General features: G+C 70.3%; 19 protein-coding genes and 3 pseudogenes. 5 read left to right on the forward strand and 17 right to left on the reverse strand.

The features are described 5' to 3' along the window. Positions 1–382 precede the first annotated feature (382 nt). Positions 383–1,594 (reverse strand): glycoside hydrolase family 6 protein, encoded by a 1,212-nt coding sequence (locus QSK45_RS09235; protein WP_285555022.1) that lies wholly within the window; start codon positions 1,592–1,594, stop codon positions 383–385. 487 nt (positions 1,595–2,081) lie between these two features. Between QSK45_RS09235 and QSK45_RS09240 the strand changes: the two genes are divergently transcribed. The 3 genes from QSK45_RS09240 to QSK45_RS09250 all read left to right on the forward strand — a co-directional run bounded on the left by QSK45_RS09240 (position 2,082) and on the right by QSK45_RS09250 (position 4,643). Then, positions 2,082–2,513 carry a GFA family protein gene (locus QSK45_RS09240; protein WP_285555024.1) on the forward strand — a complete coding sequence of 144 codons (432 nt, stop codon included), beginning with the start codon at positions 2,082–2,084 and terminating at the stop codon, positions 2,511–2,513. Positions 2,514–3,039: 526 nt separating this feature from the next. Beyond that, the gene (locus tag QSK45_RS09245; protein ID WP_285555026.1) at positions 3,040–3,393 is read left to right on the forward strand and encodes a YciI family protein; all 354 of its coding nucleotides are present in this window, start codon (positions 3,040–3,042) and stop codon (positions 3,391–3,393) included. Continuing rightward, positions 3,390–4,643 (forward strand): RNA polymerase sigma factor, encoded by a 1,254-nt coding sequence (locus QSK45_RS09250; protein ID WP_285555027.1) that lies wholly within the window; start codon positions 3,390–3,392, stop codon positions 4,641–4,643. Before QSK45_RS09245 ends, QSK45_RS09250 begins: the two co-directional genes overlap by 4 nt. 370 nt (positions 4,644–5,013) lie before the next feature. On the opposite strand, the gene QSK45_RS09255 is transcribed toward QSK45_RS09250, so the two are convergent. Next, positions 5,014–5,913 (reverse strand): alpha/beta fold hydrolase, encoded by a 900-nt coding sequence (locus QSK45_RS09255; protein ID WP_285555028.1) that lies wholly within the window; start codon positions 5,911–5,913, stop codon positions 5,014–5,016. A gap of 85 nt (positions 5,914–5,998) precedes the next feature. Here QSK45_RS09255 and QSK45_RS09260 point away from each other — a divergent pair, with 85 nt between their 5' ends. Beyond that, on the forward strand, positions 5,999–6,589 hold the full coding sequence (locus tag QSK45_RS09260; protein WP_285555029.1) for a TetR/AcrR family transcriptional regulator: 591 nt from the start codon (positions 5,999–6,001) through the stop codon (positions 6,587–6,589). Between the two features lie 490 nt (positions 6,590–7,079). Here the strand turns inward: QSK45_RS09260 and QSK45_RS09265 are convergent. The 11 genes and pseudogenes from QSK45_RS09265 to QSK45_RS09315 form a co-directional block, all read right to left on the reverse strand. Then, a pseudogene (locus QSK45_RS09265) lies at positions 7,080–7,406 on the reverse strand (IS630 family transposase); the annotation flags it as partial. A 75-nt stretch (positions 7,407–7,481) separates the two neighbouring features. Then, positions 7,482–7,740 (reverse strand): annotated as a pseudogene (locus QSK45_RS09270) (transposase); the annotation flags it as partial. A 392-nt stretch (positions 7,741–8,132) separates the two neighbouring features. After that, on the reverse strand, positions 8,133–8,726 hold the full coding sequence (locus tag QSK45_RS09275) for a 3'-5' exonuclease family protein (protein ID WP_285555033.1): 594 nt from the start codon (positions 8,724–8,726) through the stop codon (positions 8,133–8,135). Between the two features lie 9 nt (positions 8,727–8,735). Next, positions 8,736–9,065, reverse strand: coding sequence for a hypothetical protein (locus tag QSK45_RS09280; protein WP_285555035.1), 330 nt, complete (start codon positions 9,063–9,065; stop codon positions 8,736–8,738). Continuing rightward, on the reverse strand, positions 9,058–11,928 hold the full coding sequence (locus QSK45_RS09285) for a hypothetical protein (protein WP_285555036.1): 2,871 nt from the start codon (positions 11,926–11,928) through the stop codon (positions 9,058–9,060). The genes QSK45_RS09280 and QSK45_RS09285 overlap by 8 nt, the downstream gene beginning before the upstream one ends. Then, positions 11,925–14,945, reverse strand: a complete 3,021-nt coding sequence (locus QSK45_RS09290; RefSeq protein ID WP_285555038.1) for an ATP-binding protein — start codon at positions 14,943–14,945, stop codon at positions 11,925–11,927. Before QSK45_RS09290 ends, QSK45_RS09285 begins: the two co-directional genes overlap by 4 nt. Further along, positions 14,942–15,427, reverse strand: a complete 486-nt coding sequence (locus QSK45_RS09295) for a hypothetical protein (RefSeq protein ID WP_285555040.1) — start codon at positions 15,425–15,427, stop codon at positions 14,942–14,944. Before QSK45_RS09295 ends, QSK45_RS09290 begins: the two co-directional genes overlap by 4 nt. A 157-nt stretch (positions 15,428–15,584) precedes the next feature. Beyond that, positions 15,585–15,897: pseudogene (locus tag QSK45_RS09300) on the reverse strand (IS110 family transposase); the annotation flags it as partial. A 153-nt stretch (positions 15,898–16,050) separates the two neighbouring features. After that, positions 16,051–17,388, reverse strand: coding sequence for an MFS transporter (locus tag QSK45_RS09305; RefSeq protein WP_285555042.1), 1,338 nt, complete (start codon positions 17,386–17,388; stop codon positions 16,051–16,053). Positions 17,389–18,182: 794 nt separating this feature from the next. Beyond that, positions 18,183–18,431, reverse strand: coding sequence for a hypothetical protein (locus QSK45_RS09310; protein WP_285555044.1), 249 nt, complete (start codon positions 18,429–18,431; stop codon positions 18,183–18,185). Between the two features lie 104 nt (positions 18,432–18,535). Then, on the reverse strand, positions 18,536–19,417 hold the full coding sequence (locus tag QSK45_RS09315) for a LysR family transcriptional regulator (protein ID WP_285555046.1): 882 nt from the start codon (positions 19,415–19,417) through the stop codon (positions 18,536–18,538). 60 nt (positions 19,418–19,477) lie between these two features. Between QSK45_RS09315 and QSK45_RS09320 the strand changes: the two genes are divergently transcribed. Beyond that, positions 19,478–19,843 carry a DoxX family protein gene (locus tag QSK45_RS09320; RefSeq protein WP_285555047.1) on the forward strand — a complete coding sequence of 122 codons (366 nt, stop codon included), beginning with the start codon at positions 19,478–19,480 and terminating at the stop codon, positions 19,841–19,843. 272 nt (positions 19,844–20,115) lie between these two features. On the opposite strand, the gene QSK45_RS09325 is transcribed toward QSK45_RS09320, so the two are convergent. The 4 genes from QSK45_RS09325 to QSK45_RS09340 all read right to left on the reverse strand — a co-directional run bounded on the left by QSK45_RS09325 (position 20,116) and on the right by QSK45_RS09340 (position 23,368). Continuing rightward, on the reverse strand, positions 20,116–21,225 hold the full coding sequence (locus QSK45_RS09325) for a DNA topoisomerase IB (protein WP_285555048.1): 1,110 nt from the start codon (positions 21,223–21,225) through the stop codon (positions 20,116–20,118). A 250-nt stretch (positions 21,226–21,475) separates the two neighbouring features. Next, a complete protein-coding gene (locus tag QSK45_RS09330; RefSeq protein WP_285555050.1) occupies positions 21,476–21,892 on the reverse strand; it encodes a nuclear transport factor 2 family protein in 417 nt (138 codons plus the stop codon). A 199-nt stretch (positions 21,893–22,091) separates the two neighbouring features. Continuing rightward, entirely contained in the window at positions 22,092–22,844 is a 753-nt protein-coding gene (locus QSK45_RS09335) for an SDR family NAD(P)-dependent oxidoreductase (RefSeq protein WP_285555053.1), read from the reverse strand. Positions 22,845–22,936: 92 nt separating this feature from the next. After that, positions 22,937–23,368: an Rrf2 family transcriptional regulator gene (locus QSK45_RS09340; protein ID WP_285555055.1), complete on the reverse strand. Its 432-nt coding sequence runs from the start codon at positions 23,366–23,368 to the stop codon at positions 22,937–22,939. Positions 23,369–23,693: the final 325 nt, after the last annotated feature.

Genomic DNA, 23,693 nt, shown 5'->3' on the forward strand with positions numbered 1-23,693 from the left:
GCCACGGGCCCTTGCGCCTGCCTGCGGCCCCGTAGCCGAGCGGGGTGGCCGAGCGGGGTGGCCGAACGGCCGGCACGGGGCGTCGGGGATGTCCGACACGGTCGGCCGGGGCAGCGGGGTGCGGCGCGGCGCTCGGGGCGGTCGCCGAGGGCGGCGCCGGTCCCGGTGCCCGGTGTCGACCGCGACCTTGTAGCCGCTCTGCGCAGACGGAAGCCTTGTAGCCGCTCTGTGCCGACGGAACCGGCGCCGGCGTCTCCCCCACGGAGCGCTGGACGGACATCCCACGCATCCCTGGCTTGGGACCGGGCGTTCAACGGGGTCGGCGCCGGCGGCCACGCCCCGGGGGCGGGGCATGGCCGTCGGCTCAGGCGCGGTTGCCCGCTCAGCGGTGCAGCAGGTCCGGGTTGAAGGTCAGCACCGGGGAGGCGTTGGCGGCCAGAGCGTGGGCCTGGTCGGGCCACCAGGCGCCGGCGATCGGGTCGACCGCGCCGTACTCCGGATCGGTCGGGCCGGCGGTGCCGCGGGTGCAGCTGCCGTCGGACTCACCGGGCACCTTCACCCACAAGTAGGCGTCGAGCAGCGGGTTGCCGGTGTCGGTGGTGGGGCGCACGCCGAGGCCGCGGCCGGGCGGGTTGCACCACTCCTGGGCGTCCGGGTAGGAGGCGGTCGGCGTCCACGGGCCCTGGCCGTTGCGGCTGCTGTCGATCACGAAGTGGGTCAGCTGGGCGTCGGCGGGCACATGCGAGGCGTACCACGCGTCGGCGTCCGCAGCCGGCCACGACTGGTCCGCGCAGTCGCTCGGTTGGGCGCCTGCGGTGTTCCGCAGGTACCAGACGCACTTGGAGATCTGCGTTCCGTAGCGGACCAGATCGCTGTCGGTCTGGTAGTTGGAGACATTGAGGAAGAAGCCCTGCGCCCGAGCCACCCCGCCGTCGATCAGCAGCTTGGACATGGTGCCGACGGGCTGCCAGGAGCTGTGGCCGGCGTCCAGGTAGACGACCGCACCGGGCTGCTGCTCCAGCCGGTCCACCGCGCCGTTGATCTCCGCGAGCCGGGCGGTCTGCTGCTCGGCGGTGCCGCCGCAGTACGCGGGCGAGAGGGCCAGCCCGTCGGGCTCCAGGATGACCACGGTCTTGTGGTCGTCGATGCCCTTGGCCAGGGCGTCGACCCAGGCGGCGTACTCCTCGCCGGTGGCGGCGCCGCCCGCGGAGTACTGCGAGCAGTCGCGGCCGGGGACGTTGTACGCCACGGTGACCGGCACCCGCTTCTCCACCGCGGCCTTGGCCTGGAGCTTCGCCATGTCGTCCGTGGTCTGCGCGGGGTCAGCGGTGCCGGTGAACCACTGGGCGACCGGGTACGAGGCCATCGCGGCCATCGCGGCGGCGTCCGCCTTGTCGCCCGCCTTGAGGTCGGCGAGGGACTGCTTGGCCGCCTTGCTCGCGGGCTCGACGTAGAACCTGGTGCCCTGGGCGAGCATGTGATCGTCGGCGGGGGACGCCTTCGCCGCGGCGGCCGGCGCTGCGCACAGGCCGACGAGGGCGGCGGTCGCGGCCGCTGCGGCGAGGAAGGGCCCGGCCTTACGGGTATGGGGCACGGATGGACTCCTCGGGTCGAATGAGATGGGAGCGCTCCCAAACGTTAGTCCCACATCAACTCAGGCAGCCAAGGCGGCGTCAAGAGAGCTGTCGGCCCGATTTCCTCATGACTCCTCCAGCCCCCGCGACGCCGATGATGCGCTGAAGGTCCATCAGGCTCACTTGCTCCTGCCGCAGACAGCCCGCGACCTCCGCCTACGCCAGGATCCGCGGACCGGTCCTCTGCCCGTCCGGGAGCCCCCCCCCGGCCGTGCCCGTCCCGTCGGAGACGACGATCTCGTGCAGATACTCGGCCGGGGCGCGCGCGCCGCCGCCATCGCTCCCGAGGCCGCAGTCGAAGCCGCTCTGCGGCAACAAGGACAGCGTCCCATCCCCGGTCCGCGCCCACAGCACCCCGGGACCGGCCCGATCACAGCGTCCTGACGATCACGGAAGCGATGGCACACTGATGGGCCCGACTCGCCTATCCGGCTTGGGAGAGCATTGATGGACGTCACCCCCGCCGCCGACTTCCAGGGAGCCGAAGAAGCCGAGGGACGTACTGGCGGCTGCCTGTGCGGCCGCATCCGCTTCACGACCCGGGGTCCGGCGGTCTTCCCTCACACCTGCGCCTGCGAGCATTGCCAGAAGCTCGGCGGCGCCCCCGTGATGTGGTGGGTGGGCTTCGAGACGGTCACCTGGACCGGCGAGAGCGAGCCGACATGGTTCGAGACCTTCGAAGGCGAGGCGAAGCGCGGCTTCTGCCCGACCTGTGGCAGCCGCGTCGCGGCGATCGACAGAGACGTCCCGGAGACCGGCATCAACGTCACCGCCCTTGACGACACCAGCGGCACAGACCTTGTGCCCGTTCACGCGTCCTTCCGCGACAAGGCCGTGCATTGGCCGGCGCCGGAGACCGAGGACAGCGCGGCCGGTTGACGGGGCGTCCGCTGGTCGGCGGCTACACCCGCATCCTCAATCGTCCCGGCGAGCATCGTGCCCTCGCCCGCCGGCAGGCGCCACTCCCCCGCCGCTCAGCTCAGTAGCTGGTCAGATCTACGACCACATCGCCCGGGGGCGTCGATCGGCTTCTGCTCATACTCGTTGGCGAGGTACCCAGAGTGATTCCGGCGAGCAGGCCGGGGGGCCGGTGTGGCTGATGATTACGTCGGCGCCGTAGGTGACGCTCCCGTCCACCCTCAAGCCGTACGGTTGTGCGCCGGGCGACGGCATCACGGAGCCGGAACAGAAGACGAGGGCGCGCGCGAGGTCGGTCACGTCCCTCTCCTGAGCCTGAGGCGGGCCCACGATGGCAGTCGCTTCCGTCGAGGGGGGCGGCGCTCGCCGGCGGCGCTCCCCGGTCGCCGAAGATTCACGTCAAGATTGTCTGGTCGTCCTGTCGATCCTTCCCGCGGCCGTTCGTCATACCTGTGCAACCAGCCCGACGCCCCAGGAGGAGCGCACCGTGAAGTACCTCTTGCTGATCAACACGCCGTCCCCCGAATCCACCGGAGAACGTCCGGCCGATGGGCCGACCGTGGAGGAGTTCATGGCGTTCGACAAGGCCGTCTCCGATGCCGGCGTCAAGCTGGACGGCAACGCACTGGACATCTCGAACGCGACGACCGTACGCGTCCGCGTGGATGGTGAACGAGTCGTGACCGACGGGCCGTTCGCCGAGACCCGGGAGATCGTCGGCGGCTACTACCTGATCGACGTTCCCGACCTGGACGCCGCGCTCGACTGGGCCGCTCGCTGCCCGGGTGCCCGGTACGGCACCGTCGAGGTCCGCACCGTCTGGGAGCCGGACCTGTCGTGAACGGGCAGCGAGCGACCCGCTCCGTGGAGGCCGTCTTCCGTGAGGACCGGAGCCGGCTGCTCGCCCTGCTCGCTGCCCGGTTCGGGGACCTCGACCTCGCCGAGGAGACCACCTCCGAGGCCATCGAGGCAGCACTGCGGCGGTGGCCGGTCGACGGAGTGCCGGACAAGCCGCTGGCGTGGCTGCTCACCACGGCACGCCGCAAGGCCATCGACCGGATCCGACGCGATCGCGCGTACGCCGAGCGGCTGGCGGCTCTGCAGGTGGAAAGCGACCGGGCCGCCCCCACGGTTCCGCCCGAGGCCGGCTTCGGCGACATCCCCGACGAGCGGCTGCAACTGTTCTTCACCTGCTGTCACCCCGCGCTCTCCGCGGAGGCCCGAGCCGCGCTGACGCTCCGCTTTCTCGCGGATTTGACCACCTCCGAGGTCGCACGGGCGTTTCTGGTGCCCACCGCGACGATGGCCCAGCGCATCGTGCGCGCGAAACGCAAGATCCGCACCGCGCGCATCCCGTTCCGCGTTCCGGGACCGGACGAACTGCCCGCGCGGCTGCCCAGCGTGCTCCGAGTCGTCTACCTCGTTTTCACCGAAGGGTACGCCGCCAGTTCCGGCGGCGACCTGATGCGCCCCGACCTGGCCGAGGAGGCGATCCGGCTCGCCCGGATCCTGCACCGGCTGCTGCCTGGGGAACGAGAGGTGACCGGGCTGCTCGCGCTCCTTCTGCTCACCGATGCCCGGCGCGCGGCCAGGACCGACGCCGCGGGAGGCCAGGTGCTGCTCGAAGACCAGGACCGCGCTCTGTGGGACGCCGACCTCATCGCAGAGGGACAGCGACTTGTCGTGCCGGCCCTGACCGGTCCCGGCGTCGGACCGTACGCGGTGCAAGCGGCGATCGCGGCGCTGCACGACGAGGCCACCGACTTCGAAACGACCGACTGGCCGCAGATCACCGCACTCTACGACGTGCTGTTCCAGATCGATCCGTCCCCGCTCATCGCACTGAACAGAGCCGTGGCCATCGCCATGCGCGACGGCCCGCAGGCGGGCCTCCCACTCCTGGACGCCCTTGCCGACACCGAGGAGCTACGCGGTTACCACCTGCTTCCCGCCGCGAGGGCCGACCTGTTGAGAAGACTCGGCCGCACCACCGAGGCGGCCGCCGCCTACCGAGCCGCCCTCGACCTCGCGAGCAACGAACCGGAGCGAGCCACGCTCATCCGCAGGCTCGCGACACTCGCCGGTCGGTGACCCGGCCCGCCGACACCAGCTCTGACCGACAGGTCACCGGCACCCGGACCGTTCGTGATCGCTCGGTCTGCGGCTATCCGTCCTCGATGTCCCGGGCCTCTGCATCCGCGTGCGGTCGCACCGTTGCCGCAGGCCCAGCGTCGCGCCGTGGCGTGCCGTCCATGTCTCCGACTGCAAGTCTGCGGCAGGTCAGCCACGGTGCACCCCTCATGCAAGGAACCTTTGCGGGCGAAGATGACCAAGCTCGCCGCCCGGGGCTGGCTGCACAAGCGGGGCGACGGGCGGTTCACGGCACGTCCGTAGGCGCGCGTCGTGGGCCCGTAACTGACGGGCCCACGACGGCAATGGGGATCGCCCTCCCGCTAGAGCACTAACGGCCGCTGAAGAAGTCGGTGAGGGCGGCGGCGACGGCCTCGGGCTGCTCCTCGGGGATGTAGTGACCGGCGTCGGGCACGATGACGCCGGTCACGTTCTCGGCCCACGGGCTGATGGAGGCCGCCATATCCGGGATCGAGCCGTGGCTGCTGGAGATTCCGAGGACGGGCGCGGTCAGTCGCCGTTGCTCGAGCGCCGCGCGGTTCTTGCGCGCGGACTCGGCGGCGTCGCGGTAGTAGGCGAGGCAGGCGCGCAGGCCGCCATCGACGGCGAGGGCCGCGCCGTAGTGGTCGAGCTCTGCTTCCTCGAACGCGTCGGGCGCGAGGGACTTGGTCCTCAGGAACCAGCTGATGTACTCCCGCTCGCGGCCGGCTATCAGCGTCTCGGGAAGATCGGGCACCACGTGGAACGCGAAGTGCCAGGTCTTGAACGCCAGAGTCGGGTCGAGGGGGATCGCTTCCGGCATGGTGATACCGGGAATTCCGGCGTCGAGCAGCGCGACCCCGTGCAGTCGGCTCTCGTAGTTCAGGGCGAGGGAGAAGGCGACCCAGGCGCCGATGTCGTGCCCGGCGAGCCAGTAGTCCCGCACGCCGAGGGCGTTCACGGCGGCCTGGACGTGCGCGGCGACCGTGTGCGTGTCGTAGCTGAGCTCCGGATGCTCGGAATTGCCTTGGCCCGGCCGGTCGATCGCTATGACCCGGAACCGATCGGCGAGAGCAGGCATGACCTTTCGCCAGGCCCACCACGTTTGCGGGAACCCGGTGAGCAGGACGACGACCGGTCCGTCCGGCCGACCGCCTTCGACGGCGTGCAGGCGGACGCCGTCGGCGTCGACCCAGCGGTGCGTGAATCCGGCCAGGTCATGCAGGGGCAGGGTGGGGACGGGGTTGGTCATGGGAATCCTCCATCGAGGCGGGTGGACCGTGCTTCGACGCTAGCACTTCTTGAACTGATCAGTCCAAGATGGGAGGATGGGCCGCATGGCAGGCAAGAAGCAGTTCGACATGGACACGGTGCTCGACGCCGCGATGATCCAGTTCTGGCGCTCCGGCTACGCCGACACCTCGCTCGACGACCTGTCCCGGGCGACCGGCCTGAACCGCAGCTCGATCTACTCCTCGCTCGGCGACAAGGACGCGCTCTTCCTTCGCTGCCTGGATCGCTATGCCACGCGCTACGGCGACAAGTTCGACGCCGCCCTCTCGTGCGCGGCCGAGGACCCCGTCGCCGCCGTCCGTGCGTTCTTCGACGTCACCCTGAGGCGCATCGCCGACCCCGCCGTGCCCGACGGATGCCTGATGGCCCAGTCGGTCATGGCGAGTCCGGCGCTGAGCCCGAGCGTCGCAGAGCATGTCAAAGAGTTGTTCGGCCTCCAGCGCCCGCGCCTGCGCACCGCGCTGAAGGCCGGCGGAATGTCCGACGAGAACGCCGAGGACTTCGCCGTACACATAGCGGCCGTGAACCAGTCTCTCGCGGTGATGGGTAGGGCCGGGTCGAGCCCGGAGCAACTCCGGGCGATCGTCGGGGTGACCGTCGACGCGCTCGCGCGGGCGCTGAGACCGGTCGGATAGCCGGCATGTCAAATGTGCGGAGGGCAGCGGCTGCGGCTGCCTCGTCTTCCTCATCTTTTTGATCTTCTCGCTCTGGGCCTCGATCCATCAGGGACGCTGATCGTTTCCCGGCTCGGGAATCGAACGGTGACTGCGCGAGAGGGGCGCCGTTGCCCAGGTGCGGAAAGCCACCAGCAACTCGACTTCGCCTGCGCCGGTTTCCTGGAGTCGCTCACCTGAACCGGGGAGAGGTAGCTCCTGCCCCGCACCTACACCGAGCTTCTGGACCGCTGGGCGCAGGCGAGGACGAACGGTGTCGACCGCGAACGGATCTGCTCCAGCTGCGGCCTCCAGGGCCCCGAGCCGGGAGGGATGGCGGACATCGACCAGCCAGGGTTACGTCATGAGGTGTCCGCCATGCTCCGGAGCAGCGTTCCGCCCTTACGCCGGCCCCCTGCGTGGGGTGCGGCACGAGTCAGCCCGCAGGCGAGGCAGGGGGCCGGCGGCCGCGGGCGGGCAGCAGGAACACCGTCAGCCACTCACGCTCTGCCACCAGCTCCCACGGCGCGGGAGGCGTTGTGGTCAGGCGGTCCCACACCAGCACGGCGGGCACCTTGACGAGCTGGTGGACGCCGTCGATCAGCGCCGTGAAGTCCCGCTCGCCCATGCTGCGACGTCCGCCTTTGCCCGCCTGGTGGGTACACAGGCGGTGGCACAGCCGGGTGCGGGAGCCGGTGCGCATGGCAATCAGCCCGGTTGCGGACGGGCGTCCCGCCAGCCGTCCGCTCACCGCCACCCGCGGGGTGCGGCCGCGCCGGCCCCAGATGCGTCCCCTGGGCCTCCGACGGGTGAAGCCTGCCTCGTCCCGGAGCAAGATGCTCAAAGTCAGGTCGGCCTGCTGGTCGGCTCGTTACGGGAGCACCGCGCGGATGCCGCGTCTGCGCAGGTGACCATGGATCTCGCGGGAGGAGTACGCCTTGTCGGCCAGGACCACGTCCGGCCCGGGTGCGCGGCCGCCCCCGGCGCCGGGGAACGCGCAGGCGGGCCATCACCTCCGTGAAGGCGGGCGCGGCACCGGCCTGGCCTGCGGTGAGACGGAAGACCAGGGGCCGACAACGGCCATCAGCGGCGAGGTGGATCGTCGTGGTCAGTCCGCCGCGGGACCGGCCGATGGCGTGGTCGTCCGGCTCGCCGGCCGGGGCACCTCTGTACGGGCCCGGCCGCGTGCTGGTGAGTCCGCACGATCGTCGAGTCCACCGAGACCGCACAGCTCAGGTCCTCGACCGCGTCGGCCTGGACCACGGGCCGGTGCACATCCGCTCCCACGTGCCGTCGACGGCGCACATCCGCAGCCGGTTGCAGACGCCTCGCCGGTCGTCGTACCTCTCCGGCGGACGCACCCACTGCGTGCCGGTCCGGAACCTGGAGGCGAGCGTCGATCACTTCACGGTGGCCTCGCCGGCGGCCACCCCGCTTCGCGCCCGCCCCGGAAGCGACGGCTCGATCCGCGCCCACTGCGCATCGAACAACGGCACCTTGTTCCTGCGGCCGATCCGACCGTCACTTACAGCTCGGCTTGGTTCCAACGCATCATGTTTTGGAACAGCTCGGCCTGCTCGATCGCGTCGTCCAACGCATGGTGCGTATGGGGCCGCGAAGAGAGCAGATGCCGCGGCATCGAGCGCTTCGTCGATTCGATGATCGGCGAAGCGGACTTGGCCGCGTAAAGAGTCTTGAGATCCAGACACCGAGAATGCCCGAACGGTGAACCGCCAGCGGCGAATTGCATGAAGTACCAGTACATCCACATCCAGTCATAGCCCAGGGGGTAGGCCAGGAAAACTGGAGCGGCGGCCAGTTCGCCGGAGACAGTTGCGAGCCAGGCAGCCGCAGCATCCATGGCGAGGGTGGGCTCCTGCCCCTCTCGTGCCAGTCGATCCCGATCCAGACCGCTGACCGCCAGGGCTTCCGGGTCGTATGCCTCACTGATCGGTTTAAGCTCGGCATAGAACGTGCGCTCAACCGGGTCGAGCGTCCGGAACGCGGTGCCGTCGTGAAGACCCGCGACTGCCAGACCGAAGCTTGACATCGAGAACGGACCCGGCACAGGGCCGTCGGCCTCCACGTCAGCCGAAACGTAAAATTCCGCTTTCGTCATTTCCACTGCTCACTGAAAAGTCTGCGTGGGGAACTGGGCGGTTACCGTCAGCCCGGCCGCAGCAGCGGCGTCCAGGATGTTCCGACGCAAGGCTTCAGCCTCGTCCGAGGGTAGCGGATCCCGCTCGTAGGTGAGCGCAATCATCCAGTCGTCGTCGGCGTAACGCCAGAGCGTCAGCTTCACATGACCCTGTTCTTTAGATCGCAGGTCTCGCTGTCCGAATTCCTCATCCCAGTCATCATCAAGGCGACCACGCCGGCTCAGCCCCACCTGCTCCCGAAACCTGGAGAGCTGTCCCCCGAGGTGGCCCTTCATTCGAATCCGTAGCTGATCATTCATTGACATCCCCTCCCGGGCGGTTGATGATCCAATCATTCTCACGGAAATGCGTGGAGATTCCGCTGCCTACGTTCGTCCTGTCCGGAGGTCCGGCCGAAAAGAACAACGCTGGTGCAACTTCGCGGCCGAGTTCTCCCTCCCAGCGCGCCTTCCAGTCCTGCAGCGCAGGGAATGCCTGTGCGGCAACTTCTTTGTTCACGAAATCGTATTTCGGGTGGATGAGGTGCGGGCTCCGCGTGCCAGGGTCAGTAGCTTCCCATATCTCCTTGGCCTTGTCGACCATGGCATCAGAGGAAAGCTGGACATCATAGTCACTCGGCGGTTCGGGTGTGCCATCGCCGTCCACCACTCCGAGTACGTGCTTGGCGTCGAACGGGATTCGGGCGGGCCGTTCGGATTCTGCTCTACCGCCCATCCATTGCTCCAGCCTGGCTCGCGCTTCAGGCTGTTCGGCCAGGCTCTGCTCAGTGGGAAAATCCTTGTGGGATCCGGAAAAGAAATGCGCCGACGAGCCCTGCAGTCGAATATCGACCTGCTCTGGATCAATTCCGTCCACTGTCAGCGCTTCTTTAAGGCTTCCCGTGAATCCCTCGAATTGTTCGGGGGTCATGCCCAGCGGCGCCTCGAATCGCTGCCAGGATTCCACCTGGGTGTCGGAAAGTCCCAGGACCCTCAGGTCTTCGCCCCTTATCTCATACCCGGTGTCATCGCACGGCCAGCCCCGCACGCGGTCGCCTGATTCGAGCTCTTCGACCGGAACGCGCCCTGTTTCGTCGATAAGTCCGTTGGCCTGCGCCTCGCGCCTTCTGGCATCCATGGAGTCGACGGACTCTGCCCTCGCTTCCTGCGGGGCCAGTTCCTGGTCGACATCATTCGCCGTGGAATCCCACGGCTCTTCCGGTTCCGCTGGTGTGTCGCTGTCGGCCGGCTCCGCGGACACGTCCGGCTCCACGGGTCCAGGCGCTTCGTCCAGCGTGGCTGACGAGACGGATGCCGACTCCGCCCGTGCTTCAGAAGCTCCGGGAGCATCCGGATGGTCGGGAGCCCCCGATGGAGCCGGCTCGAGTAGACCGGGTGGTTCAGAAGGATCCGGTGCCTCTCGGGCGTCGTCGGTCTCGGCCGGAGGGAGGGTGTCCGCGTCAGCGACCTCCGGTGGGCCCGGGAGATCCATGACGTCCGTCGGGGACGGAGCCTGCGCGGCGTCCGGCGCGTCATGCCCGGTGAGGCCAGAATCGGGCGTCGCGAGCGCCTCGGGTCCGGTGGAAGGCTCGGCGGCCGACGTCGTGTCGGCGGAGCCTTCGAATCGCCCGCTCGTCCTTGACCGCAACCCGTGCTCCGGGCCTGCCGACACGTCCTCGTTCTCCAGCACTTTCCTCGCCCGCGGACGTGGCGGCCCCGCATCCGGCCATCCCGATTCCAGTCCCTCTGGAGCGGGAGAGAGCGTTTCGGGCGTAGGTTCCGCGGCTTCGGGTGACGGCTTCGCACTGCCTTCGTCCCCGGACCCTGAAGCGTCAGCGGGACTGTCCGGGCCGTGATCTCCTTCCATGCTCTGACGGAGATCGTCGGTCCAGGAATCGAAGGCCGCGCGGGCAGCCGCCTCGTCCAGGGCGTTCGCCGTTTGAGCGGCGATATCCGCGCCGGCCTCGGCCACGGCGAGGGCGAGGTCGCCCACACCTTTCGCCACTGCGGCCATGGCCTCTGCCGCTTCATCGGCCGGTGATGCCTGCTCGTCCGTTCTCTCGCCCGCCGGTCCATCGTCAGTGTCCCGGCGTAGTGCGTCGGACTCCTCGGGCATGCCGGACCGATCGGTCCGAGCGGCTTCCTCCAGTGCCTCCTCTGCGGCATCGTCCTTCTCTGGGCGCTCGGACTCCTCCGGCACCTCGGACGGGTCTTCCGTCGGGCCGTCGGGCGGGTCTTCCGTCGGGCCGTCGGGCGGGCCGCCCCCCGGGTCCCGGGTGTCCGTTTCTGGTCCTGGTTCGGGTTCCTGTTCGGGCCCTTCCTCGGTCCTGGGGTCAGATTCGCGTTCGAATGCGTCTTCCGGGGCGGGTACGGGTGTGGTTTCGGTTTCCGAGGCGGCTTCAGGTACCCGGGCGGCTTCGAGTTCCGGCTTGGCTTCAAGCTCCGGCTTGGCTTCAAGTTCCGGCCTGGCTTCTGTGTCCGGTTCGGCTTCCTCCTCGGGCTCGGGCTCCGGCTCGGGCTCGGGCTCGGGCTCGGGCTCCGGCTCCGGCTCGGGCTCGGGCTCCGGCTCCGGCTCCGGCTCGGGCTCGGGCTCGGGCTCCGGCTCCGGCTCCGGCTCCGGCTCGGGCTCCGGCTCCGGCTCCGGCTCGGGCTCCGGCTCGGGCTCGGGCTCCGGCTCGGGCTCGGGCTCCGGCTCGGGCTCGGGTTCGGGCTCCGGTTCGGGGGAGTCCGACGCGGGTTCTTCGGGAGTGAGGTCCTCCTGGGTAGACGGAGTTTCGGAGGGGTCGTCGAATGCCTCGGCGGTGGGGCGGTCGGGGCCGTCCGGGGGGCCCTGTCCCCCCGACGACGTCTCGGTCTCGGGCTGTCCGTTCTGCGCCTGCGCCTCCTGCATGCCGGCGTCGCCGTCCGTCGGCTGCTCGGAGGTGGGGGTGGGGATGCTGCCTGTTTCCGGTTCAGGTTCAGGTTCGGTTTCGGGTTCGGGTTCGGCTTCGGGTTCGGCTTCAGGTTCAGGTTCAGGTTCAGGTTCGAGGGTCTCGGCGTCCGGGTCCTCTTGGAAAGTGTCCTGGGACCCGGTGTCCTCGGTCCCCGCCTCGTCCGGTTCGTCCCCGTCCCGGTACGCGTCGGTCGGCGGCGGTGGGGGCGGTGGAGGGGGCGGCGCGTCGAACGTGCCGCTGAGTTCGCTCACGAACGGGTCTCCCTTCCCTCGGCGCACACCATGGCGACACGCACCGCCGTCTCGGCGACCACCGCGCTGAGCAGCGGACCGTCCGCGCAGGCCAGTTCGAAGGCCCGTGTGACGTGCTCTTTCGTCGTGCCGCCCGTCACCGCCGCCACCGCGTCGCGCAGGCCGCTGCGGTCCACGTCGCCGACCCGGGCGTGGAGCTTCTCCGGTCCGTAGCCGGGGAGGGCGTGGACCTGGAGGCGGTGATCCGCGCCCGAGGTCCCGGTCAGGACCAGACCTCGGGCCGCCCATTGAGCCGCGTGTTCGGGGTAGCTGTGCGGGCCGTCCGGATTCGCCTTACGGGCTCGCGCGATCACCGAGATGACGTCCCGGAAGCGGTAGTTGGCGTACGTGTAGCGGCGCCGGTCCCCGGTCGGCGGGTCCGTGCCGCGCAGGGCGCAGGACAGCACCGCGTGCAGCCGCTCCGCGAAGTCCGCCGGGTCGACCTCGTCCCGCATCAGGGACTCTCGGGCGCCGACGGCCCGTTCGACCGCGTACACGAGGGTGCACTCCAGGTCACGTTCGGACAGGGCGCTCAGCGAGGAACGGACCACCTCGCTCGGTCCGGGAGCGGCCATGCCCATCGCCTGGGCCATGGCGGCCACTTCGGCCCAGATCAGGTGGAGCGGTACCACAGAGCGGTGGTGGGAGTCGTTCATCGTGCGCAGGGTGCACGGTTCGCGGCGGCACGTGGTCCCGCACAGCGGGCTGCGACTGGTGAGCAGGGGTGGCGCCGTCGACGTTCCCTTCGTGCTCTCGTCGTGTTCACCGTGCGGGATCGCCGTCAGCACCGGCCGGTCCATACCGTCGGCGGCCACCGCGGCGCGTCCCGGCGGCAGGGCGACGACGTTCTCGCTCTGCTCCTGCTGGAGGTTCATGGTGGCGCCCACGGACCGGCGGTCGTCCTCCGCGGGAAGCCTGTGCATGATCTTCAGCGCGCTGTTCTTGATCACGTCGGGCAGGATCTTGCTGGGTATCTGTTCCACGATGACGACGCCCTCGCCGTACGCGCGGATCTCGGCGAGGAGCGAGGCGAAGAGTTCGACGGCCGCGGCCGCGGGGCCGTTCTCGACGTTCTTGAGCAGCCGGTGCGCCTCTTCCACCACCAGGACGTGACGCAGAGGCACGCCTCCCGCGCCGTGGTGGACCCTCAGGTGCTCGACGAGCCGGATCAGTACGGCACCGATGAGGAAGGCCTTGTCCTGGTCGTTCGTGATCGATTCCAGTTCGAGGACCACGTTCCGGCTCAACAGGCCCGCGATGTCCAGCGGATGGCCGCCCTCGAAGAACCGGCCCGGCGTGCCCTCCCGCAGCGAACCCATGCGGACGTCGACGAACCCCCTGACGTCCGCGGTGACTTCCTTGCCGTACCCGATCATCTCCACGACCTGCCGAGCGGTCGACTGGAGATCGCCCAGAGTGGGGTAGACCGCCACACGAGGCTCGTCCGGCTCGTCCAGCAGGTATTTCGGTTTGTGCGCCGGGCGCGGCTCGCCGGTGACCAGGTCCCACCCGGCCGCCGTGTAGCACTGGGACAAGGCCCTGGCCAGCACCTGCGGGAACGGCTCGTGACCCTCGAACGCCGCCAGGAAGAGGGCCCGTACGAGGTCCACGTGGCTCTGAAGCGGAAATCCCGGCTCCGGCTCCAGCGGGTTGAGCGAAGCAGGCGGGACGTCCACGCCCCCTGGCCGGATGACGGTGACCCGGCGCGCCGCCTCCGCTCCGCGCGCCGAGGCGAGGCGCCCGGCCATGCGCGCGTACTCGGCCTTCGCCGGCTCGACCGCCAGCCAGGGGACCGGCCGCTCGTGGGTGGACAGGGCGGTGAGCAGGCTCCGTACCGTCTGGGACTTGCCCGACCCGGTGGCCCCGCAGACGAAGGCGTGCCGGTTCAGGGTCGAGCGCGACACGTGAAGCCGGCCCGCGGCGGACAGTGACTCGTCCAGGATGTCGCCGATCAGGAAGCCGTCGTCGACGGCGCCCTCCCTGGGGTCGTCGGCGGTGACGTCGAAGCGGTTCGGGGCGACCGTACGGATGCCGGGCAGTTCGCGCTCCGGCGGCCTGGCGAGCGCCGCGACCAATTCCGCGGTGGCGATGAAAGGAGTGGTTCCCGGCGGTCCGGATCCGGTGGCGGCGGGAGCGGACACGGCCAGCGCGTCCGCCAGGGGCACGGGACACCGGGCGGGTACGAGAACGTACGGCAGATCGTCCAGGTCACCCGCGCCGCACAGCAGCGCCGCCGAGGCGAGAGCGGACTCGGGCCGCTCGGCACCGACCAGTACGCGCACGTTCCACACCCCGGTGGCGAGCGCCCGCGTCAGCTCGCGATAACGGGCCTCGGCCCGTTCGGCCGCCACCCGGTCGGCCTCGGAGCTCTCCCGCTGCCGCAGCCGGGGCAGCCGCACGGCCAGCGCGCCGCGCTCCCGCTCCAGCCGCTCGTACGGGACGGGCTCGGCCAGCACCAGCCAGGCGAAGGCTTCCGGGAGATGGGCCACGGCGTCGTCGAAGGAACCGCGCCGCTCCGTCGGCAGGGCGCGCTCGTCGTCGCCCATGCGCAAGGCGTCGTGGGACCCGAGGCAGGGCAGCCAGTACGGCATCCGCTCCAGCAGCGTGGAAGCCTCACCCGCCGGGACGGCGCGGGCGGTCGCCCCCGGCGGATAGCTCAGGGGATGCTCGCCTTCCGGACGCGGTTCCCGCCCGGCGGGCGGGAAGTGCGGGGCGCCGCCCACGAGGAAGTGCATCGGCTGGTGGGGCCCCGGGCGGACCCACGCCGCGGCGAGCCCCACGGGGGGACCTTCGTGCGTGTTCTCTCCCCTGAGGTGGCCGAGTACGGCATGGGCCGCCGCCACGGCGGCGGTGAGCTGCGCCGCGGTACGGTCCTCGGCGCGCGGGTCCTCCGGGCGGCGGGGCACGGTGAGCAGCCGGTGGAAGCGGTACGCGGCAAGCCCCGCGGGTCCGGCCGGGGCGCCGAAGTCGCCGGTCACCTGAGGCTCGGACGCAGTCGGGTCGACACCCGGGGCAGGACGTCGATCCACGGATCGCAGTCCCCGAGCACGACACGGCGGTCGCTCGGGCCGGCCTCGACGAGCACCGGTCCGGTCAGCGGACCGCCGAGCGTGGCGAGGGGACTCTCCCAGCCGCTGCCCGTGCCGACGACGACGTCGATCCGGCTGGGCTTGGAGGTGAGCGAGATCGGGAAGCAGGTGTCCAGCGTCTCAGTGTGACGAACGTGCTCAGGGTTGTGGGCGGCGAGCCGGCGCCGCCGGGCATTCGTGCGCGCCTCGTGGTCGCTCCGCGCCCGCTCCCTCGTGGAGGCCAGTGTGCGTTCGGCGGCCCGCAGCCCGGCCTGAGGCCGCTCATCCCCGGTGAAGACACGCAGCGCCGACTCAGCGCCGCCTGCGTCTTCCTCCCGGCCCCCCGGACCGCCTTCTTCCCCTAGCTCGGTTCCACCCTCGGCAGCGCTCATCACGACCCCCGTTGAATGTCGGAACATCGTGCCCGCCGCAGGGGTGTCTGTCAGCGCCCGGATCCAGGGTCGGACCACGTTTTGACTCGAACCCACCTGCAAATGACGAGAACCAGGTGGTGCCCGCTCGGCCAGTCGGCGCCGGGGGCGCCTCGATGTCTTCGCTCAGCGCGGTGAACGCCGACAGGAACATCGCGCGCCTCAGCTGACGGTTGCCGCGCCGTGGCGCGTGTGCGCCGTGGATGGAGGTACCCGGCGACTTGGTCGTCGCGCGGCGAGGAGTCTGCGCTGGTCGAGGACGGCTTGGAGCGAGTTGGCGAGGCCGGGGACGATCAGTGCGGCCGCGTCGGTGCCGGGCACCACGACGGTCTGCTCGTCCAAGGCCCTGAAGATGTCCTCGACCAATCGCTCGGCCATGCGCGGTGCCTGGGACGTATCAGGCTGACCAGTCGTCGGCGCCCGGCCTTGCGCTGTCCTTCGGCAGCTGGTCGGCGCGGCGACGGACGTCGGAGGCAATGGGGCGGGCGTGTCGGCTGCAAGGACGTCCAGGTCGCGGTGAAGACCCGCGGCAGACCGGACCGGTGAGCCGGAGGGCGATCTGCTCGTAGTCGCTCCTCCTCATCTCACGGGGCCGGGTCCTCTTGGCGCCCGGCCCTCCCTCGCCTCGCAGGTTCCGGTGCGGCGTCCGGACCGACGGGCTCGTCGGCGGCGTCCGGGGCGCGGGAACCGGGGTCGTCGAAGCCCCGGAGGGCCGGGGCCAGATGGTTCGCCACCGCCAGCAGCACGAACACGCCCGCGAGGCCGAGGACGGGCACGGTCGGCGAGAAGCTGTCGGCCAACGCTCCGCAGGCCAGCGGGGCGAACCATTTCAGGGACTGGGCCGCCATCGAGACCGCCGTCATCACCCGGCCAGACATCCGGTCGGGAACGATCCCTACCATTTGAGCCCTGAACGTGACGTTGAGCGGCGCCATGAACAACACCATTCCCCCGAAACACAGCGCGGCCAGCCAGGGCCGGGCCGCGAGTGCGGCGACACCGACCGTGCCGGCGACCATGAGCCAGGACATCGTGAGAACGATTCGATAGCCCGACACCCACTGCACGAGCCTGCTCGCGACCAGCGCGCCCAACAGGCCACTCGCCGCGACGATCGACTCAGAGGTTCCGATGACCGACGCCGACGCGCCGTGGTCCCGCAGCGCCACGACGAACATGAACGCCAGACCGGCCAGCGTGCAGTTCGACAGTGCCGCCCAGAGCAGCAGGAACCGAAGAAAGGAATTTCGCCACAGGAACCGGAGCCCCTCCCCCAGGTCCCGCCGCACAGAGGCCGGTCGGTTTCCCGCCTCCTCCGCTCGGTCAGGCCCCAGGGAGCTGCGGACGAACAGCGCGGCCAGCGTGACGAAGAGGTAGGACACCGCATCGAACATGAACGGGATCCAGCGCGCCAGGGCGAACAGCACTCCGCCGAACGGCGACCCCGCGAGCTGCGCTCCCATGTCACGCGCTTGCTCCCTGGCGAAGGCCGCCTTGAGCTGAGCGGGCAAAACGATTCGGCGCAGGGCCGGCGTCGTCACCGCGTCGTGCACGGCCGACATGACTCCCTGCACCAGTGCGGTGACGGCTATCTGCGGCACCCACACGTGTCCGGCGGCCACAGCGGCGCCTGCGGCGGCCATGAACACCAGCTGCACCACAGAGGACACAATCAGCAGAGCACGCCGCGACACGCGGTCAGCCGCCACCCCGGCGGGTAACGAGGCACCGAGATAACCGGCGTTCGCGCAGGCCGCGACGATGCCCGCGGAGGAGGCGGATGACGTGACACCGAGGATCAGCAGCGGGTAGGCGAACTGGCCGACGCTGCTCCCCAGTTGAGAGACGGCGGAGCCGCCCCACCACAAGTTGTAGTCCCGGTTGCGCCAGAGCGGCGGTGTCTCGGACTTCGATCCCGGCACGCGGATTCCCCCTTTTTCGTGAACTCCCCTTAAACCCAGGGTCGTTGCCGCCCGTGACTCTAACTTCGCCCCCCTGTGATCCGGTCAGCGGACCGTCATACTGACCAGTTGTGCGCGGCGCACGTCCGGTAGCACACATGAAGCGGGGCCGGACGATCGCCGTGAGGGAGGACCCCTTGTCCGCCGACCAGAAGCGATGGGTGTCCTCTTTCTCGTTGATCATCTCTTAATAGGATGATCTGCCCGTAACTAACGCCATATCTTCCAGCTGGAGTTCAGCGGGCGGGGCGGATGGACGGCGAGGCCCCGCGCCGCCGGTCCGAGGGCGCGTAGTGCTTGAAACAGGCCGGGCAGGCGCCCGGGTACGCGTCGCGCACCGAGCCGCATGGGATGGGCTTCGACTGTGGTCTCCGGCGCAGAAGCTGCCACACACCGGCGTCGTTCCCGTCCCGCAGGCGCCGCCAGCTCGCCATGCCAGTCAGTCCCTCAGTCCCTCAGTCGGTCAGTCGGTCAGTCGGTCAGTCGGTCAGTCGGTCAGTGCACGCGTTCCCCGCACCCCGCTGGAAACAGCACGGCACCCGGTGGCAGTTCGCGCGGATGCCGGGCGATCAACGCAGGCAGGCTTCGAGAGAGCCCTCCGCGGGCGGGTAATCGAGGGTTGACTCGCTCAGCACAGTAACGGCACCGGCGACATGCATTTCCGCCGACCGCACGCCGTCGGCGAGACAACCGGCCAGGGTGCCGAAGGCTGCCGTGCCGCTGCCGTCCGCGACGCACTCGCGGATCTCGAAGCGTCAGTGCGCGGCCGCGTCCGCCAGCAATGACTTGCCCCTCCTGCCCAGTCCGACGAGGAAGTCGGTGCGAGCTCGCAGGTAGTGGGCGATGGCACGACAGAGGGGAACCGCGGCGCCGTCAGGAGCCGCCACCCGCGTGTACCCGGCGTGTGGATAGGACGACAGGGCCTCATCGATCAGCGTCAATACGGTGGCCTTTGCCGCCGGGTGACCCTGCTGGGCGATGTCCAGGAGCAGCGGGGTCACCATCACAGCCGCTGGGAACACCGCCGCGCTGTGGCCATGAACGACTGTCGCGGGCAGTGGTGCCGATCCGGCCGGGCAGCGCGCCGGTGTGCTGCCCGGCCCCGTCCTCATCCCCGGCCCAGCCGCCGCGTGATGGCCTGGAGCAGTTCGTCCAGCGCCGCCTCGTGCGTCCGCTGTCGGGGCCGGGCCAGCCCCACCCGGCTCGGTGAGACCCCGCGGACCGGACGGAACACGACATCCGGGTGGGAGTAGAAACGGGCCGCCGACGCGGGGGCCAGCGCCACGCAGCCGCCGGCCACCGCTCCGAGCCACTCGTCGGGACGGCTGGTGACGGCGCCGACCCGCACGGGGTGCCCGTCCCGCTCCTCCGCCGCCAGCCAGTGCTCCCTCCAGGCTCCGGTCTCGGCTCCGGCCGCGACGAACGGCTCGTCCCAAAGCTCCCGGAACTCCACCGTCTCCCTGTCCGCCAGCGGATGCCGAGCCGGCAGCAGCACTCCCCGCTCTTCGGCGAACAACTCCCGCACCGCGAAGCGCTCCTGCCCCGGAAACGGCAGGCGCACCACTGCCGCGTCGACCTCCCCCCGGGCCAGGCCGGCGCTCGGTTCCGACCAGTCGAACTGCCGCAGTTCCACCCGCCACTCCGGCTGCGCCCGGCGGAACTCGGCGATGACCTCGGGGACGGCACCCACCGCGCCCGCGTCCAGGAAGCCCAGGCGCAGCACCCGCGCCGCCCGGCCGGTTGCCCGCACCGCCTCGTCCCAGCCGTCCAGCAGTGCGGGCACCCGCGCGGCGAGCTCACGGCCGGCCTCGGTCAGCGCCATCCCCGATCGCGAACGCGCGAAGAGCCGTACCCCGAGATCGTCCTCCAGGCGTCTGATCTGCTTGGTCAGCGCAGGCTGCGAGACGAACAGCCTCTCCGCCGCCCCGGTCAGGCTGCCCTCCTCCGCCACTGCGGCGAAGTACCGGAGCAAGCGTGTGTCCACGTCCATGCCACCAGGTTATAGAAGCAGGTATTGGACGGTGCGGAGGTGCCCGCACACCCTGAAGTCATGACCGGTACCCAGCTCGCGCTCGTCGTCGTCCCCCTGCTCACCGCCGCCGTCAACGTCGGTATCGCCGCCGCCGACCTCGCCGGGGCGCGCTTCGTGCTGGCCAACTCGGCGGAGGTGGGTGTCCCCCGGTCCTGGCTGCCCTGGCTGGCCACCCTCAAGCTGGCTGGTGCGGCGGGCCTCCTCCTCGGCCTCCTCGACGCCGCACTGCGCCCCCTCGGCGCCGCCGCGACCTGCGGTCTCGTCCTGCTCTACCTGGGCGCGCTCGCCTTCCATCTGCGCGCCCGCGTGCTGTACAACCTCGCGTTTCCCGGTTTCTACTTCGTCACCGCCGCCGCCTCGCTGGCCGTGACGGTGTTCTGCTGATGGCGGCACCACCGCGAGCGGGCAGGAGCAGCGTGACGCGCGGATGCGGCCCTGGGGGCGGTTGTCTGGGGGGCCCTCTGCGGCCAGGGCTGGCGGCCGTTGGGCAACTGGGCTGACGTGCGGTTCACCGTCTCCAGGGCGCCGGGGCACGGTGCCAGACCGTCGTCGTCTTGGGGCACGTCGTCGCCCGGCCCCGCACCGGCCGGCTGGGCCGTGCTGGGGAAGTCGGTCACCTGGTCGGTCGGCCGTTCGGAGAGGTGACGGGCGGCCGCTCACCGGGTCTCCGGCGGGTGACCGGGGCGGAGCATGCGCGGTACGGCCCGTTCGGCGGGTCCGCGGGTGGCGGGGACGCCGTAGGGTCCTTCGTCGCCGAGCCGGGGCGGCGCGGCGGCGACCGTCACCCCTTCCTCGTACAGTTCGATCACCCGCGGGTTGATGTAGGAGGCGCGGCAGACCGCGGGGGTGTTGCCGAGGTACCCGGCCACCTCGCGCGCTGCCCGCGCGATGGCGCGGCGGCAGGCGGTCTCGCTGGGTGCGACGGGCTGCGAGACGGCGAGGGCCACGGCGGCCATGACGGTGACGTGCCAGGTGCGGATGTCCTTGGCGGTGATCTCCAGGCCGGCCAGTTCCTTGAGGTAGGCGTTGATGTCGTCGCCGCTGAGTTCGTGCCAGGTGTTCTGCTGCCAGTAGGCCAGAAGTCGGTCGCCGCCGCCCCAGCGCTGCCGCAGCGCGGTCAGGGTGCGGCAGGTGGCGGGGTCAGCGGCCGTCTTCATGATCTCCCTGCCGTGCTTGCCGGTGAAGGCGAACAGCACGGCCCCTGCCTGGCGGTGAGAGTGCTCGCGCAGCAGCGTGGTGAGGCCGTAGCTTTGGTTCAGCTCGGTGTAGCGGTCGCTGCCGACGCGGAAGAAGCCGAGGTCGAGCAGGCGTACCGCCGTGGCCGGGACCCGCTGCCGGGTCAGCCCCCGATCGCTCATATGACCCTCGACCGCCTCCCTCACCACGGGCAGGACTTCCGCGACATCGAGCACGTGCTCGTGCTTGGCCTGCTCCTGCTCCGCACGGAACTGTGGGTGATACAGGTACTGGCGGCGGCCGGCAGCGTCCGTGCCCACGGCCTGGAGATGCCCGCTGGCCCGGGTGCAGATCCACACCGGCCCGAGCGCTCCGCCCATGAGGATCAAGAACATCACCGCCGTCACCGGATGAGTGCCGACCGAGTACAGGCCGAGCATGCCCACTGCCTGCGTGGCCACGGGGGTGAGCAGCGCAAGCTGCGGGAATCGGTCCAGCAACGCCCCTGTGATGGTCACACCGGCCAGACAGGCGAGCGAGGAGGCCGGCAGGACACGGTGGGGGCGCGAAAGTTCGTGGGTGCCGGTCAAGTCCCCAGCGCGGCAGACCCGGCGGGCGGCTGCTGGTCGACATGGCGACACCGGCCGACGCTCTGCCGTCGCCGGGGGACCTGATCGGTAGCCAGCGCCGAAGGCCGACCACCCCACCGTGCTGACCGGCAGCGATCGGCCGGGGGCGAGTTCTGCCATCCGTTTCGGCTTTGACCGTCTCTCGACTGACCCTCTACGTACATGCCCGGCCGGGCCGCCCCGGGCCGCGGGGCCCCTGAGTACCCTCCGCTCAGCCGGCGTTGAACGCCTCGGCGACGGTCAGCGTGTCCTCGTATAGGTGCATGCGAACGATCTGGCCGCCCTCGACCGCCAGGTGCATGGCCACCGGTGTGGTGAACTCCTTGCCGCTGGCCGCGACGGTGTGCGTGAAGACCGCCAGCAGCACCACGTCACCACCGTCGACGATGAAGCGCTCCAGCACGACCTTGCTCCTGCCGTGCGCGAAGTGCGGCCACATCGTGGTGAAGTACGGCGCGACCTCCTCCCGGCGGGTACGGCGCCCGGTCCAGGGCAGCGCGTCACTGCCGGGGACGTGCCAGTCGATCTCCTCGGAGAACAGTTCCTGGATGCCGTCGGGGTCCTGCCTGCCGAGGCGTTCCAGGAACTTCTCGGCCACGGTCCGCGAGGTCTGAGTATCTGTTGCCATTGTCCTTTGTCTCTTCGTCTGCTTGAGGTGTCGGTCGGGCCCCGGCCCTGGAACAGGAAGTGCTTGCCGCTCAGCGGCCCGCCGAGTTGCACACTTCTTGCCGTGTCGTTGTGTCGCAGCCGTCGCCCTGGCGACGGTCGCAGGTACGCGGGTCAGACGCCCCGGAGCGTCGAATGTGTCCCTGTCGCCGATGTGGCGCCTAGAGCTGTGTGGCGCCGCCGTCGACGAGCAGTTCCGCGCCGGTGGTGAAACTGCTTTGATCGCCGGCCAGGTAGAGGGCGGTGGCGGCGACCTCGTCGGGATGGCCGAGGCGGCCGAGCGGGGTCGGTGGGGCGGGCTCGGCCGCGGTGGGCCGATCGCCGTGCGGGAAAGCGGCGAGAAGCTCGTCCAGGCCCGGGGTCTCGACGGGGCCGGGGGTGAGGGCGTTGACACGGATTCCGCGGCCGACCAGTTCCGCGGCCCAGGTGCGGGCGAGGCTGCGGATCGCGGCCTTGGTGGCGGCGTAGACGCCCAGGCCCGGGGCGGCCCGCAGGGCCGAGCTGGAGGAGAGCAGCATCACCGAGGCGCCGGCCGTCAGCAGCGGCAGCGCCTTTTGGACAGTGAAGACCGTGCCCTTGAGATTGATCGAGGCAGTGCGGTCGTACTCCTCCTCGGTGATCGCGCCGAGCGGGCCGTAGTCCCCGACCCCTGCGTTGGCCACCACGATGTCCAGGCGGCCGCTGCGGTTCGAGATCTCGGCGAAGAGCCGGTCGAGGTCGTCGAGGTCCGAGGCATCGCCCTGGATGGCGATGCCTCGGGGACCGACCTGCGCGACGGCGGCGTCCAGCGCGGCCTTGCGGCGCCCGGTCAGGTATACGGTCGCGCCCTCGGCGGCGAAACGGCGGGCGATCGCCAGGCCGATGCCGCTGGAGGCGCCGGTGACGAGGGCGGTCTTGTCGTCCAGTTGTCCCATCAGACTCTCCAATCTCTTGATGTAACCATTTTGGTTACATCGATGCCGCGGGAATGCGATCCCCCTCGATCAGGGGAATCGACGGTCCGAGGTCAGGCGGCTTTCAAGACGTCCCGCAGCACGTCCTCCAGCGTGGTCTTGGCCAGCTCCCTGCGCAGGGCGGCCTCCACATCGTCGTACACGGCGGTCATCGCCGGCCCGATGCCGTGGCCCACGACGCACTCGGGGTCCGGTGTCGCGCGATGCAGGGCGAAGACCGGTCCCGGTTCGATCGCCTGGTAGACGTCGAGCAGGGTGATCGCCGCCAGGTCCCGCGCGAGCATCCAGCCCGCCCCCGCACCCCGCCGCGAATCGGCCAGGCCGGCCTTGCGCAGCTCGCCCAGCAGGCGGCGGATCACCACCGGGTTGGTGTTGACGCTCGTCGCGATCTGCTCGGAGGTGGCGACCTCGTGGCCACGCCGCTGATACAGCCCGATCCATGTCAGGGTGTGCGCCGCGATGGTCAGTCTGCTGTTGGCACTCACGTCGGACTCCACCTCCCTCGCCCCTCCACTCCGAGTCGTAACGATAGCTGTTACAACTATATGCGGCAAGTCCTGCGGGGCTGGCCGGACCGGCCTCGTCAAGGAGCACGCCACCCGCGAGCACACCATCGCCGAGTTCGTCTCCGCCAGCCGGGCCACCGTGCTCGTGTTCGAGCTTCCTGTCGGCCTCTGTGAGTTCGCTGATCCGTTCGGTCAGTTTCCTGTTGCTGATCTGGTCCAGTTGCAGCGTCCTCCGGCTCGGACCGTTCGTCCTCGGGCAAGGCCGTCATCCGTTCGCGCGTCTTCGTCGCGACGTCTTCGTAGG

It is taken from the genome of Streptomyces hygroscopicus subsp. hygroscopicus, assembly GCF_030269125.1.
GTDB lineage: Bacteria > Actinomycetota > Actinomycetes > Streptomycetales > Streptomycetaceae > Streptomyces > Streptomyces hygroscopicus_C.

Excerpts from the sequence above, each read along its gene's own strand:
- QSK45_RS09240 (WP_285555024.1), top strand. The coding sequence starts at position 2,082 with ATGGACGTCACCCCCGCCGCCGACTTCCAGGGAGCCGAAGAAGCCGAG.
- QSK45_RS09255 (WP_285555028.1), bottom strand. The coding sequence starts at position 5,913 with ATGACCAACCCCGTCCCCACCCTGCCCCTGCATGACCTGGCCGGATTC.
- QSK45_RS09260 (WP_285555029.1), top strand. The coding sequence starts at position 5,999 with ATGGCAGGCAAGAAGCAGTTCGACATGGACACGGTGCTCGACGCCGCG.
- QSK45_RS09275 (WP_285555033.1), bottom strand. The coding sequence starts at position 8,726 with ATGACGAAAGCGGAATTTTACGTTTCGGCTGACGTGGAGGCCGACGGC.
- QSK45_RS09280 (WP_285555035.1), bottom strand. The coding sequence starts at position 9,065 with ATGAATGATCAGCTACGGATTCGAATGAAGGGCCACCTCGGGGGACAG.
- QSK45_RS09295 (WP_285555040.1), bottom strand. The coding sequence starts at position 15,427 with ATGAGCGCTGCCGAGGGTGGAACCGAGCTAGGGGAAGAAGGCGGTCCG.
- QSK45_RS09310 (WP_285555044.1), bottom strand. The coding sequence starts at position 18,431 with ATGGTGACCCCGCTGCTCCTGGACATCGCCCAGCAGGGTCACCCGGCG.
- QSK45_RS09315 (WP_285555046.1), bottom strand. The coding sequence starts at position 19,417 with ATGGACGTGGACACACGCTTGCTCCGGTACTTCGCCGCAGTGGCGGAG.
- QSK45_RS09320 (WP_285555047.1), top strand. The coding sequence starts at position 19,478 with ATGACCGGTACCCAGCTCGCGCTCGTCGTCGTCCCCCTGCTCACCGCC.
- QSK45_RS09330 (WP_285555050.1), bottom strand. The coding sequence starts at position 21,892 with ATGGCAACAGATACTCAGACCTCGCGGACCGTGGCCGAGAAGTTCCTG.
- QSK45_RS09335 (WP_285555053.1), bottom strand. The coding sequence starts at position 22,844 with ATGGGACAACTGGACGACAAGACCGCCCTCGTCACCGGCGCCTCCAGC.